General features: G+C 67.5%; 13 protein-coding genes and 1 tRNA gene. 10 read left to right on the top strand and 4 right to left on the bottom strand.

Features of this window, described 5'->3' with window-relative positions; all coding sequences use genetic code 11:
- Window positions 1-3 precede the first annotated feature (3 nt).
- Window positions 4-1,422: an amidase gene (locus OH146_RS07625; protein ID WP_265159094.1), complete on the top strand. Its 1,419-nt coding sequence runs from the start codon at window positions 4-6 to the stop codon at window positions 1,420-1,422.
- Between the two features lie 48 nt (window positions 1,423-1,470).
- On the opposite strand, the gene OH146_RS07620 is transcribed toward OH146_RS07625, so the two are convergent.
- Window positions 1,471-2,364 carry a LysR family transcriptional regulator gene (locus tag OH146_RS07620; RefSeq protein ID WP_265159092.1) on the bottom strand — a complete coding sequence of 298 codons (894 nt, stop codon included), beginning with the start codon at window positions 2,362-2,364 and terminating at the stop codon, window positions 1,471-1,473.
- 104 nt (window positions 2,365-2,468) lie between these two features.
- Between OH146_RS07620 and hisD the strand changes: the two genes are divergently transcribed.
- The 5 genes from hisD (at window position 2,469) to OH146_RS07595 (ending at window position 7,311) form a co-directional block, all read left to right on the top strand.
- Window positions 2,469-3,791, top strand: coding sequence for a histidinol dehydrogenase (gene hisD / locus OH146_RS07615; RefSeq protein ID WP_265159090.1), 1,323 nt, complete (start codon window positions 2,469-2,471; stop codon window positions 3,789-3,791).
- A gap of 60 nt (window positions 3,792-3,851) precedes the next feature.
- Window positions 3,852-4,688 carry a nitrilase-related carbon-nitrogen hydrolase gene (locus tag OH146_RS07610; protein ID WP_265159088.1) on the top strand — a complete coding sequence of 279 codons (837 nt, stop codon included), beginning with the start codon at window positions 3,852-3,854 and terminating at the stop codon, window positions 4,686-4,688.
- A gap of 26 nt (window positions 4,689-4,714) precedes the next feature.
- On the top strand, window positions 4,715-6,190 hold the full coding sequence (locus OH146_RS07605; RefSeq protein WP_265159086.1) for a purine-cytosine permease family protein: 1,476 nt from the start codon (window positions 4,715-4,717) through the stop codon (window positions 6,188-6,190).
- 173 nt (window positions 6,191-6,363) lie between these two features.
- A complete protein-coding gene (locus OH146_RS07600; RefSeq protein WP_265159084.1) occupies window positions 6,364-6,657 on the top strand; it encodes a thioredoxin family protein in 294 nt (97 codons plus the stop codon).
- Window positions 6,658-6,819: 162 nt separating this feature from the next.
- Window positions 6,820-7,311 carry a hypothetical protein gene (locus tag OH146_RS07595; protein WP_265159083.1) on the top strand — a complete coding sequence of 164 codons (492 nt, stop codon included), beginning with the start codon at window positions 6,820-6,822 and terminating at the stop codon, window positions 7,309-7,311.
- A 53-nt stretch (window positions 7,312-7,364) separates the two neighbouring features.
- Here OH146_RS07595 and OH146_RS07590 read toward each other — a convergent pair.
- Window positions 7,365-7,438 (bottom strand) — tRNA-Gly (locus OH146_RS07590).
- Between the two features lie 47 nt (window positions 7,439-7,485).
- Here OH146_RS07590 and OH146_RS07585 point away from each other — a divergent pair.
- Window positions 7,486-8,013, top strand: a complete 528-nt coding sequence (locus OH146_RS07585) for a GNAT family N-acetyltransferase (RefSeq protein WP_265159081.1) — start codon at window positions 7,486-7,488, stop codon at window positions 8,011-8,013.
- 38 nt (window positions 8,014-8,051) lie between these two features.
- Window positions 8,052-8,657 carry a dCTP deaminase gene (gene dcd, locus OH146_RS07580; RefSeq protein WP_265159079.1) on the top strand — a complete coding sequence of 202 codons (606 nt, stop codon included), beginning with the start codon at window positions 8,052-8,054 and terminating at the stop codon, window positions 8,655-8,657.
- A 113-nt stretch (window positions 8,658-8,770) separates the two neighbouring features.
- On the opposite strand, the gene OH146_RS07575 is transcribed toward dcd, so the two are convergent.
- On the bottom strand, window positions 8,771-9,514 hold the full coding sequence (locus OH146_RS07575; protein ID WP_265159077.1) for a restriction endonuclease: 744 nt from the start codon (window positions 9,512-9,514) through the stop codon (window positions 8,771-8,773).
- A 520-nt stretch (window positions 9,515-10,034) separates the two neighbouring features.
- Between OH146_RS07575 and OH146_RS13930 the strand changes: the two genes are divergently transcribed.
- Complete coding sequence (locus tag OH146_RS13930) at window positions 10,035-10,493, top strand: toll/interleukin-1 receptor domain-containing protein (protein ID WP_265159075.1); 459 nt, start codon at window positions 10,035-10,037, stop codon at window positions 10,491-10,493.
- Between the two features lie 172 nt (window positions 10,494-10,665).
- Here the strand turns inward: OH146_RS13930 and OH146_RS07565 are convergent, their stop codons facing one another.
- On the bottom strand, window positions 10,666-11,676 hold the full coding sequence (locus OH146_RS07565) for a LacI family DNA-binding transcriptional regulator (protein ID WP_265159073.1): 1,011 nt from the start codon (window positions 11,674-11,676) through the stop codon (window positions 10,666-10,668).
- Window positions 11,677-11,802: 126 nt separating this feature from the next.
- Here OH146_RS07565 and rhaI point away from each other — a divergent pair, with 126 nt between their 5' ends.
- Complete coding sequence (rhaI, locus tag OH146_RS07560; protein WP_265159071.1) at window positions 11,803-12,969, top strand: L-rhamnose isomerase; 1,167 nt, start codon at window positions 11,803-11,805, stop codon at window positions 12,967-12,969.
- Window positions 12,970-12,980: the final 11 nt, after the last annotated feature.

Here is a 12,980-nt window from a genome sequence, read left to right as displayed (position 1 = left end):
GAAGTGACTGACGCAATTTGGAGTTGGACGGCGACCCGCACGGCGGAGGCAATCCGCGCGCGCGAGGTCTCCTCGCGCGAGGTGACCGAGTCGGTGCTCGCTCGCATCGACGAGGTGAACCCGCGGGTCAACGCAGTGGTCGAGGTGACGGGGGATGAGGCGCTTGCCGCTGCCGACGCGGCGGATGCGAGGCTCCGCTCCGGCGAGCCGCTCGGCGTGCTCCACGGGCTTCCCGTGACGACCAAGATCAACACGGACATCGCGGGACATGCCACCACCAACTCGGTTCCCGAGTTCGCGGGCGATGTCGTCGATGAAGACCACCCCGCGATCGAGAACCTCCGCTCCTCGGGCGCCGTCTTCGTCGGTCGCTCCAACACGCCGTCGTTCTCCATCCGGTGGTTCACGGACAACGAGCTGCACGGCCGCACCCTCAACCCCTGGGATGCCACGCGCACCCCGGGCGGGTCCAGCGGTGGCGCGGCGGCGGCTGTCGCATCCGGCATGGGTTTCATCGCCCACGGCAACGACATCGGCGGCAGCATCCGCTACCCCGCGGCCAGCTGCGGCGTCGTCGGCCTGCGCCCCACCCCCGGCCGCGTGCCGGACTGGCCGACACCGCGCCTCGGCGCCCCGCTGCTTGGCACGCAGCAGATGCAGGTGCAAGGCCCCCTCGCGCGCACGGTCGACGACGTGGCGCTCGCCTTCTCCGCCATGGCGCAGTGGCACCCGAAGGACCCCTTCAGCGTGCCAGTGCCGCTCGAGGGTGAGCCGCTCGAGGGACCGATCCGCGTGGGTGTCGTCCGTTCCGTCGGGGTCGTCGACCTCGCCCCCGCCGTGGACGCCGCGATCACTCAGGCGGTCGAGTCGCTCACCGACGCCGGCTACATCGTCGAGGAGATCGACCTGGACCTCTTCGCAGACGCTTGGCGCCTGTGGTGGCAGGTCGTGCAGGGCGTCGAGTTCGCGGGGCTGGGGAAGCTCATCGACCAGTACGGCGACGACGCGATCAAGAAGTCGGCCGACAACCAGTTCGCCGCCATGCGCCGCGTCGTCTCGGGCTTCGAGCTGAATGACTACGTGGAGGGGTACACGCGCCGTGCCGCCCTCGTGCGCGAACTTCAGATCACGCTGCAGCAGTATCCCGTGCTCGTGCTGCCGATCTCTGCCGAGCAGACCTTCGAGGTGGATGCAGACGTCCGCGACGTCGACCGCATGGAGGAACTCGTCAAGGCCCAGTGGCCCATGATGTCAATCGCTGCGCTCTCCGTTCCGGCACTCTCCGTGCCGGTGACGGTCGTGAACGGGCTGCCGATCAACGTGCAGCTCGTGGGTCGCCGCTTCCGCGAGGATGTGCTCTTCGACGCCGGGCGCTCGATCGAGGCGCGCGCCTCGGTGCCCTCACCCGTCGACCCGCGTTAGGGCCGTTGCCGTGGGTCGGGCACCCGCCCCACGGCGACGGACTCGGGTCTACTCACCAGCGAGCATCGACACTGCGAGGTCGGCGATGCGTCGGGTGGCCGGCGACAGCAGTGCGCCCTCCCGGTGGATGAGTGCGATCGTGTCGTAGAACGGCTCCGCCATCGGAAAGACGCGGATGTCGCTGGGGAAGCCGCTCGACTCCGCCACCGTGCGGCACACGATCGTGTCGACCGAGCCGCCAGAGACGAGGCCGAGCGCCGTCTCGACGTGCTCCACCTCGATCGCCGGCTCGATCTCGAGACCGCGCAGCCGAGCGCGCTCGCGCAGTTGCAGTCGGGTCGGGTCTGACCACCCCGCGTAGGCGTCGTAGAGCACAAGCTTGGCCTCGGCCAATTCCTCGATGGTCACGGCACCGCCCTCGGCGTCACGGGTCGTCGAGGCGAACAGCACCTCGTCTCGCCGCAGCGGGGTGACGGTGAGGCCCGCGGCGGCGACGGGCAGCACTACGAGGCCCGCCTCGATCTCGCCGCTGGCGACGGACTCGGCGACGAGGGCCGAGTTCAAGCCGACCAGGCGGATCTTCACGTTGGGGTAGCGCTCGTGGAAGCGTCGCGCAAGGTCGGAGAGGTCGTAGTAGGCGGCGTTGCGAAGCACGCCGAAGGTGCAGGTTCCGCTCTCGAGCGAATTGAGGGCCCGCACCGCCTCCATCCCATTGCCGAGGGCGGTGACCGCCTGAACGGCGTGCTCGCGCAACTCGGCCGCGGCGGCGGTCGGCACCAGTCGCCTGCCCCCGCGAATGAAGAGCTTTACATCCAGTTCCCGCTCCAGACGCGCGACGAGCTCGGAGACCGAGGCCTGGGTCGTCTCCAACTCGACCGCCGCCGAGGTGAAGGATCCGAGTTCGAGCGCCGCGAGAAACGCGCGGAGCTGGGTGAGTGTCATTGGTGCCGTCCTTCACGGGTCCCCCGCCAGTATAGGGAAACCCTGTGGAACGCCCAGGACTCAACGTGCTTGTGGGGGAGGATGCGCCTGCGTACTGTTGCCGCATGCGCTACTCCGAACCAGTTCTCGCCTCCCTGCAGGGGTCCTTCCGCCACCTCAAGACGCCGCTCATCGACGCTCCCGCGGCGCAGCGCGACCCCGCCGTCATCAGCACCGTCAGCGAGATGCTGAGCGAGATCGAGCGCCGGGGGATGGATGCCGTGCTCGACTACGCGCGCCGCCTCGACAACTACGACGGTCGCGACATCGAGCTCAGCTCCGCGCAGATCGCCTCGAGCGGCGACCGTCTCCCCGCCGACCTCCGCGAGGCGATCGAGCTCGGCTCCGAGCGCACCAAGGCCTTCGCCACCGCCCAGCGCGCGGGGCTCACGGGCTTCGAGACCGAGCTCGTCCCCGGACTCGTGACGGGCGCACGCTACGTGCCCGTCGGCCGGGTGGGCGCGTACTTGCCCGCGGGCCGTTTCCCGCTCACGGCATCCGCCTTCATGACGGTCGGGGTTGCGAAGGTCGCCGGGGTACCCACTGTCATCTCCTGCACTCCTCCCCAGCCGGGCGGCGGAGCCAACGACGCGGTCGTCTACGCGACCCACCTCTCGGGCGGCGACCGCGTCTTCGTGCTCGGAGGCGTGCAGGCGCTCGCCGCGATGGCCTTCGGGCTGCTCGGCGACCTGCCCGTCGACATGCTCGTCGGCGCGGGCAACGCCTTCGTCGCCGAGGCGAAGCGGCAGCTCTTCGGCACCGTCGCGATCGACCTGCTCGCGGGTCCCAGCGAGGTGGCCGTCATCTCGGACGAGTCGGCCGATCCCGAGATCGTCGCCGCCGACCTCCTCGGCCAGGCCGAGCACGGCCCCAACTCCCCCGCGGCGCTCGTCACGACATCCGCAGAGCACGGCACCGCCGTCATCGAGGCCGTCGAGCGCCAGCTCGAGACGCTCGCGACAGCGGAGATCGCCGGTGCGGCCTGGCGCGATTACGGCACCGTCACCGTCGCTGCCGACCGTGAGACGGCCGTCACCCTCATGGACGACCTCGCGCCGGAGCACCTCGAGGTCATCACCCGCGACGACGACTGGTACCACGACCACCTCAGCAACTACGGCTCGATCTTCCTCGGCCCGTGGAGCACGGTCGCGTACTCTGACAAGGGAATGGCGGGCACCAACCACGTGCTTCCGACGGCCGGGGGTGCCAAGCACAGCGCCGGGCTCTCCGTCTCCCGCTTCCTCAAGCCGCTCACGTATCAGCGGGTCGCGAAGGAGACCACCCCGCAGCTCGCCCACGCGGTGCAGACGATCTCCGACTCCGAGGGCATGGCGGCGCACAGCGCGACCGCGACCATGCGTCTCGACCGGCTCGGGAACGCATAGTCCGTCTCAGAGGCGGCGTCCGGCCGGGTGCTGCCTCCCGATCAACGCAGGAGCGCTTACATGAACGACGCCACACCGGCAGCCGACGCGCCTCAGGGTGAGGATCAGGCTGTCACCGTCGCCGCCGTAAGCACTCGTGTGCACATCGGTGAGGTGGAGCGCAACCTCGGCGAGATCCGAGAGGGCATCGCCGCGGCCACCGCCGCCGGGGCGCGGCTCATTGTGCTGCCGGAGCTCGCGACGAGCGGCTACGTCTTCGCCGACCGCGCCGAAGCGGAAGAGAGCGCACTGGATGCCTCGAGCGAAGCGCTCCTCGCCGTGGTCCGGGGTCTCGACGGGTCCACCGTCGTGGTGCTGGGTTTCTGCGAGCGGGCCGGCGACGACCTCTTCAACAGCGCCGCGGTGTTCGCGGGCGGCGAGCTGCTGGCGGTCTACCGCAAGAGCCACCTGTGGGGGCAGGAGCGGCGCATCTTCACGCCGGGCGGGGATGCCGGCATCCTCGTCGACACGCCCGTCGGCAGGCTAGGGGTCGCCATCTGTTACGACAACGAGTTCCCCGAGGTGCCGCGTCGCTTGGCCCTGAGCGGGGCGGACATCCTCGCGCTGCCGGTCAACTGGCCTCTCGTTCCCCGGCCCGAATCCGAGCACGCGCCCGAGATCATCCAGGCGATGGCGGCGGCGCGGTCGTCGAGGCTGCCCACGGTCGTCGCCGACCGCCACGGTGAGGAACGCGGCATCCCGTGGACCGAGGGCACCGTCGTCATCGACGGGGACGGCTGGATCGTCGCGCAGGGCGTGAGCGGCGTCGTGACCGCGACCTTCCGAGTGACGCCCGGCGACAAGCGCATAGGGGACTACAACGACCTGTTCGGTGATCGTCGACCGACGCTCTACTGACCCACCTCCCAATCGAAGGGCACCACATGACACAGCACCATGTACCACCCCCCGCGGCGACCGACGTCGCGATACCCACGACCGCAGGCATCGAGGTCAAGTCGATCGACTGGGTTCCGCTCAACGAGCGGCATGGCAAGCCGGGCAGCCTGTTCTCGCTCTGGTTCATGTCGAACGCGAACCTGACGACGCTCGCGACCGGCATGGTCGGTGTCGCAATGGGCGGCAACTTCCTGATGTCGGTGCTCGCGATCGTGATGGGTGTCATCGTCGGCACGATCTTCACGGCCTTCCACTCGGCGCAGGGCCCGCAGCTCGGCCTGCCGCAGATGATCCAGTCGCGGGCGCAGTTCGGCTACCGTGGCGTGGCCATCGTGTGCCTCGTCGTCGTGGCGAGCATCGTCGGCTTCAACATCTTCAACCAGATGCTCGGCGCCGAAGTCCTCACGGCGACGACGGGCGTGGATGCGGGAGCCTGGTGGTACGTGCTGATCACGGTGGTCGCCCTGACCATCGCGGTCGTCGGCTATGACTGGATCCACCGGGTGCAGAGCTGGCTCACCTGGCTCTTCCTCGCGACCTTCGGGGTCTTCACGGTCGTCGCGTTCTTCGCCCTTCCCCTGCCTGCAGGCGCATTCTCGCTCGACGGCTTCAACTGGGCGGCGTTCCTCGTCCAGTTCGCCGCGGCCGCAGCATACGCTCTCGGCTGGGCTCCCTACGTCTCGGACTACTCGCGCTACCTCCCGCCGCAGACGAGCCCGAGCAAGGCCCTCTTCTACACATCGTCCGGCGTCATTGTCGGTGCCGGCTGGCTCATGCTGCTCGGCGCATTCGTCGCGAGCCTCTTCGTGGATGCCGACCCGGTCGGAGCGATCGCGGCGGCGGCCGATCAGATTCTGCCCGGCCTGGGCCTCCCGCTCCTCTGGGCGGCGCTCCCCGCGCTCGTCACGGTCATCACGATCAACATCTACGCGGCGAGCATCGAGCTCATCACGGTCGTCGACTCGTTCCGCCCCGTCAAGCCGACTCTCCGCGCGCGGGTGATCGCCTGTTCCGTCATCGCCGGCCTCGCCTTCATTGGGGCCGCCTTCTCGACCGGCGCGTTCCTCGACTCCTTCAGCAGCTTCCTCACGGTGCTGCTGTATGTACTCGTGCCGTGGACCTCGGTGAACCTCGTGGATTACTACTTCGTGCGCCGTGGCCGCTATGCGGTCGCTGAGATGTTCCGCCCCAACGGCGTTTACGGGGCCTGGGGTGGCCGCGGCATCGCCGCCTACGTCATCGGGATCGTGGCGATGATCCCCTTCGTGGTCACCACCTGGTTCGTCGGCCCGGCCGCCGCGGCGATGGGCGACATCGACATCGCCCTCTTCGTGGGCCTGATCGTCTCCGCGGTGGCTTACCTGGTGCTCGCCCGCAACCTCGACCTCCGCGGCGAGCGGGAGCTGGCCGAGCAGGAGGCAGCCGGAACCGGCGTGCGGAGCGTGAGCTTCGGAGGCTGAGCCTTCACGACGACGGGGCGACGTGCGCTGTGCACGCCGCCCCGTCGTTTGTGCTCTCTGCGCTCCTTGCTGAGTTGCGCCTTCTGCCCTTGCTGTGCCCGACGAGGGGCCCTTTCGCGCAAGTCAGCGCCACGCGAAATAAGTGCGGCGACATGCGGGTTTAGTTTCAGGGCATGGGAGAGGTGATCATGGCGGCGGAAGGCGTTCGGCTTGAGTTGTACTCGTCGAGCTTCTGCGCGGCATGCCGGCGTACGCGCGCGGTGCTCGGCCGCGTCGAAGGCATGCTCCCCGAAATCGGACTCGTCGAGCACGACGTCGCCGATGCCCCTGACCTCGCCGAACGCAACGGCATCACCGCTACGCCGACCGTGATCGTGCGGGCGCCGGGTGGCGGAGAGGTGTTCCGGGCGGCTGGCGTGCCGAGCGTGCAGCAGGTGCTGCGCGCCGTCGCTCTCGCGTCGGAGTAGGGGCGTCGCGACCACGGCATTGCCGGTGACACGAAAAGCTGAGAGTGTCACGCTATGGGAGCTGCCGGCAATGAACCAGGTACGAGCGAAGCCGCGAGGGCCGACGAACCATCCTTGAGAGATCCACCTCTGACAAAGGGAAGACGGCGGAGGCTTCTGATCGTGTTATCGATTGCTGCAGGCATCGCGGTATTAGCGGTGCCCCTCCTTCCGTCGCTCTTCTTCACGCAGGTGTTCGACCGCCAAGAAGCCCGCATCGAAGAACAAGCACATGCTGCATTGATCGCCGACGTTGAGCGACACAGACAGCGATTCAGTGACGCAGTTGCTGACAATGACGCCCTCGGTTTGCAGGCGAGTGCCCTGAAGTCATTCGGCCCATCGATCTTCGAAAGCCCTTCTGGTTCGGGGCAATACGCGATTGTGGTCGATGGCGAGGTGCTGACGGTCGACGTCTTCACCACCGCGGTGGGTGCCGGGAACCCTACTTTCTCGAATGCCATGAGGCTTTATGCGTGCGTCCGCATCTCGGGAAGCATGGGGGCTGACCCAGCGGTACAGGGCGTCCAGTGTCCTCAGGAGGTTCTCGAAAAGATCGAACTAACCCAGTGGTACGACCCCGCCATCTACGACGAGATTCGGGCCAACCATTGAAGGGCGGCACCAGGCGACCCAGGTGCACGGCAATTGATGTCCGAACGAACAATTGGAGCGGATGACGGGAATCGAACCCGCGCTATCAGCTTGGGAAGCTGAAGTTCTACCATTGAACTACATCCGCGCATCCGGCGAACCGGACGTCCCCATACTACCCAGTAGCCTCGGTACGTGAACCACCTCAGCTTCCGGAACGCGACGAGCGACGACATTCCCGCGATCGTGGAGCTCGTGACATCCGCGTATCGCGGCGATGCGAGCCGCGCCGGCTGGACCACCGAGGCCGACCTGCTCGAGGGGCAGCGCATCGACCCCGAGGTGCTCGGCGAGGACCTGCGTCGGCCCGACAGTGTCGTGCTGCTCGCCGAGAGCGGCGGGCAGCTCCGCGGGTGCGCCCACATCGCCCGCACGGACGCCGAGACTGCCTACTTCGGCATGTTCGCGGTGCGCCCGAGCGGGCAGGGAGGCGGGCTGGGCAAGGCCATCCTCGCCGAGGCGGAACGTCGGGCAGCCAACCTGTGGGGCGCGACGACGATGGAGATGACGGTCATCGAGCAGCGCCCCGACCTCATCGCCTTCTACGAGCGGCGCGGCTACGAGCGCACGGGCGAGGTGCGCGACTTTCCCTACGGCGACGAGCGCTTCGGCATCCCCCTGCGCGACGACCTGCGGATGCTCGTGCTCGCCAAACCGCTCTGACGGATGCCGCGGCATCCGTTTCCGTTAGTCTCGTGACCATGCTGCTCTCCGACCGCGACATCAACGCCGAACTCGCCGCGGGCCGCATCCGTCTCGACCCGAGCGAGCCCGAGATGGTGCAGCCGTCGAGCGTGGATGTGCGCCTCGACCGGTACTTCCGTCTCTTCGACAACCACAAGTACCCCTACATCGACCCCGCGGAGCACCAGCCCGAACTGACCCGCCTGCTCGAGGTCGACGCCGACAAGCCGTTCATCCTGCACCCGGGCGAGTTCGTGCTCGGCTCCACCTACGAGCAGGTGACGCTTCCCGACGACATCGCGGCGCGGCTCGAGGGCAAGAGCTCGCTGGGGCGCCTCGGCCTCCTCACGCACTCCACGGCGGGCTTCGTCGACCCAGGTTTCTCGGGCCACGTGACGCTTGAGCTCAGCAACGTCGCGACCCTGCCGATCAAGCTGTGGCCGGGCATGAAGATCGGGCAGCTCTGCTTCTTCAAGCTCACCTCGCCCGCCGAGCGCCCCTACGGCGCGGGCGCGACCTTCTCGCGCTACCTGGGGCAGCGGGGGCCGACGGCGAGCCGCTCGCACCTGAACTTCCACCGCACGGATGTCTCGGCCAACGACTCGGGGCGCGTCGGCGGGTAGTGGCACCCCCGCCTCAGCCCCGGCACAATCGCGATTTAGCGAGTAGCCACGCTTCCGCGGTCGACGGCCGACCGGCTCCTTCAGCCCCGATTCCCGCGGTGAGCATCAGCGGGTCAGGTGTCTAAGTTGTCCCAATCGTCGCCCAGCACCCAGCGCAGCGCCGAGTGCTTGCCTGCCCACAGCCCGGCTTCCCAGTCGGAGCCAACGCTGAGGGTTTCAACTCCGAGTTCGTCCTCGATGTGACTTCGCGCCGAGAGCACCTGTTCACGCAACTCGCCGGGCAGCGGTTCAACTTGGCCGATCTCAACGAAGTGATCTCGGGACACGGATCGGTCGTACCAGCGACGGTTGTACACCTCGGTTTCGGCTGCCTGAATCTCTGCAAGTGATCGCATGGCGTCCTGCTCGTAGATTTCGTGCCTGTAGGTCAGTTCAGGGTGCTGCGCCAAGAATTCGCTGATCTGTGGTCGTTCCCAATGACGGATTCGCAAAGGCGGTGCAGAGGTCTTGCGGTACTGCTCGATCCAGTCCTTGGCAGGATTCGATAGGTAGCCCGATGCGGCCACTAGCGCCACGTCCGGTCGCTCAGATTGGGCCCAGGTAAAGAGACCCTGCAACGCTTCGGGTGGCACTCCTTTGTCGTAGTGCTTCGCGTCGACGAACCATCGCTCGAACCTCTGGTGCCCGTCGACGTCGGTGACCAGGTACTTCGCCTCGATATCTCTGCCGCGGTCAGACGGACTGGCGTCCTTCGGGGTGCCTTTGCGCCAGTCGACGTTGACGAAGCCGATCGTCTTCAGTAAGTCAAAGACGAAGTCCTCGAAGTCCGTAGGTGTCAGATTTTCGAAGTCGAACATATTGGTTGACGGACGTGCTGGTACCACACCGGCTAGAGGAGCCGGTTCTGGAGCGGTATCGCCTGTTTCTCCCATAAGTCTGAGAATAGGTCGCAGTGTCAGCGGCGCGATCGATCGACACCCTAGGCGGCGAGGCTCCCGCTCCCGTGCCTCCCAATTTCACTCGGCCCGGATCATGAGCAATGTCGAAGGTCGTGGATAAGATTCGCTCATGGCACAGTGCACGGCTCCGGTCTATGGACACATCCGGGGCGGCGGAGCAGACTGCCCTGTCCACGGGGGCCGCTATGGCGGCTACGGCGGGTATCGAGACCCGTACTACGACCGCCCCGCATACACGCCCCCTCCTACTCCGGTTGTGCCGGTGGTCCCGCCCACGCCTAAGCGGTATCCGAGCTTCAGCCGGTCGTCCGGTGGTAGTAGCGCAAGCGGCGGAGGTGGTCGTCGGACCAGCACGGCGAGCCGAACTCGTCGGTCGGCCGTCTCCTACTCCGTTCGCGAGTACCAGACGCTCAACACTGTGCGCGAACAGGTCGTGCGGATCTCCGAGGACGCAACCGGGCAGCGTGACCTGTTCCTATGCCACGCCTGGGACGACCGTAAGGGTGCGGCGCTGGAGCTCCACGACCTCCTGACCGAACTCGAAGTCTCGGTCTGGTTCAGCGAGATGGACGTACCACTGGGAACCTCGCTTATTCGAAAGATCGATAAGGGGTTGGCGGCGTCGCGCGCTGGGATCGTTCTCGTGACCCCGGCCCTGTTCGCCAGCCTGAATAGCGATGGTATCGCGTCTCAAGAGCTGTCCGCGCTGCTAGCTACCGACCGCGTCATCCCCATCGTGCACGGCACGACCTTCGAGGAGCTTCGCAAGGTCAGCCCGCTGCTTGCTGCCCGCTCCGGCCTGACGACGTCGGACTACGCCTCGCTCGATGAGGTCGCGGCGAAGATCGCGGACACGGTTGTCGTGGACGGCGAGTAGGGCGCACAGGATCGATCGTGGTCTCGAGTATCATCGCGACCGACGTGGCGCAGGCGATGCCCTCCCGAATCGCAAAGCTTAGGCACCCCTGCTCCTGGCGGGCGACGGCAAGAGCCTCACCAGTGCGGTCGAGGCTGACGCGGATCTATATGACGCGTTGCATGAAGGTACCTCAGCGCCATGGTGTTGCCGCCGTGCTCGCCCGCACCACGAGTTCCGGCTGGAACACGACCGCGCGCTTCTCGAGAGTCGGTTCCGCGGCTTCCTCAAGCAGGATCTCGACGGCGGTCGCACCGATCGCGCGGCTCGGCTGGCGGATCGACGTGAGCGGCACGACGGCGGACCGGGCGAACGCGATGTCGTCGTACCCGATGAGCGCGACGTCGCCGGGCACCGATACGTCGCCGAGCATGACGAGCGACTGAAGCACCCCGAGGGCGAGCAGGTCGTTGGCCGCGAAGACGGCGTCGGGGCGGTCCGCGGCTGCGCGCGCCGCGAGGGCGGTGCCGGCCGCGGCGCCCGCCGGCACGGTCAACGCCGCCTGCGAGACGACCTCGATCGTGACATCCGGATGCTGCGCCACCACGCGCCGCGCCCCCTCTAGTCGATCGGCCACCTGCCGGATCGTGAGGGGTCCGCACACGTAGGCGATGCGCTTGCGGCCGAGTGAGACAAGGTGGCGGACTGCGAGCTCGCCCCCCGCGACGTCGTCCACGGAGACGGAACTGAAGGCGTCACTGCCGCGGTCGACGAGCACGGAGGGGATGCCGCGCTCGCGGAGGAGCTCGAGGCGCGCGTCGACGTCGCCGGCCGGGGAGACGAGCACCCCGTGCATCCGCTGCTCCTCGAAGAGGTCGAGGTAGCGGGCCTCGCGGTCGGCCTTCTCGTCGCTGTTGCCGAGGATGAGCGCGTGCCCGGACTCGACGGCGCGCTCCTCGGCGCCCCGCGCGAGCTCGCTGAAGAAGGGGTTGGCGACGTCGAGCAGCACCATTCCGATTGCGCGGCTTCTGCCCGCGCGGAGTTGCCTCGCGGCGTCGTTGCGCACAAAACCGAGCTCGGCGATGGCGGCGTGCACCCGCTGCGCGGTGGCGGGCGAGACCTTGTCGGGGCGATTGAGCACGTTGGAGACGGTGCCGACGGACACGCCCGCGCGCGCGGCGACATCCTTCACGCTCGCGTTCATCTCACCCCCTGGCCTGTGTCGAATCAGGATGGCACACCGGGCGAAGGTTGACGGCGACCGCGGCCGAGCTCTACAGTCGAAGTCACGCGCATGAAACGTTTCAACGCAGAGACCCCGAGGAGACCCATGACCGCCTTCGACTCCATCGCTACCGACCTCGAGCGCCAGGCCATCGAACTGCCGTCGTGGGCGTTCGGCAACTCGGGCACCCGCTTCAAGGTCTTCTCGACCCCCGGAACCCCCCGCACCCCCGAGGAGAAGATTTCGGATGCCGCCCAGGTGCACCGTTACACGGGCCTCGCCCCCAAGGTGGCGCTGCACATCCCGTGGGACAAGGTCGACGACTTTGCGGCCCTCCGTGAGCACGCCGCCGAGCAGGGCGTGGAGATCGGCACGATCAACTCCAACACGTTCCAGGATGACGAGTACAAGTTCGGTTCGCTGACCTCGGCTGATGCATCCGTGCGCCAGCGCGCGATCGATCACCACTTCGACTGCATCGACGTCATGAACGAGACGGGTTCGCGCGACCTCAAGATCTGGCTCGCCGACGGCACCAACTACCCCGGCCAGGATGACCTTCGCGGCCGCCAGGATCGTCTCGCCGAGAGCCTCGAGACGATCTATGCCCGCCTCGGCGACGACCACCGAATGGTGCTCGAGTACAAGTTCTTCGAGCCGGCGTTCTACCACACGGATGTCCCGGACTGGGGCACCTCCTACGCCCAGGTCGCGGCGCTCGGCGACAAGGCGATGGTCTGTCTCGACACGGGCCACCACGCCCCCGGCACCAACATCGAGTTCATCGTCATGCAGCTGCTGCGTCTCGGCAAGCTCGGCTCCTTCGACTTCAACTCGCGCTTCTACGCCGACGACGACCTCATCGTGGGCTCGGCCGACCCGTTCCAGCTGTTCCGCATCATGACGGAGGTTGCGCGCGGCGGCGGGCTCGACGAGGACTCGCCCGTCGTCTTCATGCTCGACCAGTGCCACAACATCGAAGACAAGATCCGCGGTCAGATGCGTTCCGTGCTCAATGTGCAGGAGATGACGGCGCGGGCGCTGCTCGTTGACCGCGACGCCTTGGCGGCGGCGCAGGCGGCAAATGACGTGCTTGAGGCCCACCAGGTGCTGATGGACGCCTTCTACACGGATGTCCGCCCCGCCCTTGCTCAGTGGCGCGAGGGTCGCGGGCTCCCCGCCGACCCGATCGCAGCGTTCCTCGAGAGCGGCTACCAGCAGAAGATCGCCGAGGAGCGCGTCGGCGGCCAGCAGGCGAGCTGGGGCGCGTAAACCGCACCTCC

It is taken from the genome of Homoserinimonas sedimenticola (genome assembly GCF_026094475.1).
Classification (GTDB): domain Bacteria; phylum Actinomycetota; class Actinomycetes; order Actinomycetales; family Microbacteriaceae; genus Homoserinimonas; species Homoserinimonas sedimenticola.
This window is presented reverse-complemented; position numbering and strand designations above follow the sequence as displayed.

Bases quoted from the DNA above. Each gene is read 5' to 3' on its own strand.
- OH146_RS07620 (WP_265159092.1), bottom strand. From the start codon at position 2,364: ATGACACTCACCCAGCTCCGCGCGTTTCTCGCGGCGCTCGAACTCGGA.
- hisD (WP_265159090.1), top strand. From the start codon at position 2,469: ATGCGCTACTCCGAACCAGTTCTCGCCTCCCTGCAGGGGTCCTTCCGC.
- OH146_RS07610 (WP_265159088.1), top strand. From the start codon at position 3,852: ATGAACGACGCCACACCGGCAGCCGACGCGCCTCAGGGTGAGGATCAG.
- OH146_RS07605 (WP_265159086.1), top strand. From the start codon at position 4,715: ATGACACAGCACCATGTACCACCCCCCGCGGCGACCGACGTCGCGATA.
- OH146_RS07600 (WP_265159084.1), top strand. From the start codon at position 6,364: ATGGGAGAGGTGATCATGGCGGCGGAAGGCGTTCGGCTTGAGTTGTAC.
- dcd (WP_265159079.1), top strand. From the start codon at position 8,052: ATGCTGCTCTCCGACCGCGACATCAACGCCGAACTCGCCGCGGGCCGC.
- OH146_RS07575 (WP_265159077.1), bottom strand. From the start codon at position 9,514: ATGTTCGACTTCGAAAATCTGACACCTACGGACTTCGAGGACTTCGTC.
- OH146_RS07565 (WP_265159073.1), bottom strand. From the start codon at position 11,676: ATGAACGCGAGCGTGAAGGATGTCGCCGCGCGCGCGGGCGTGTCCGTC.
- rhaI (WP_265159071.1), top strand. From the start codon at position 11,803: ATGACCGCCTTCGACTCCATCGCTACCGACCTCGAGCGCCAGGCCATC.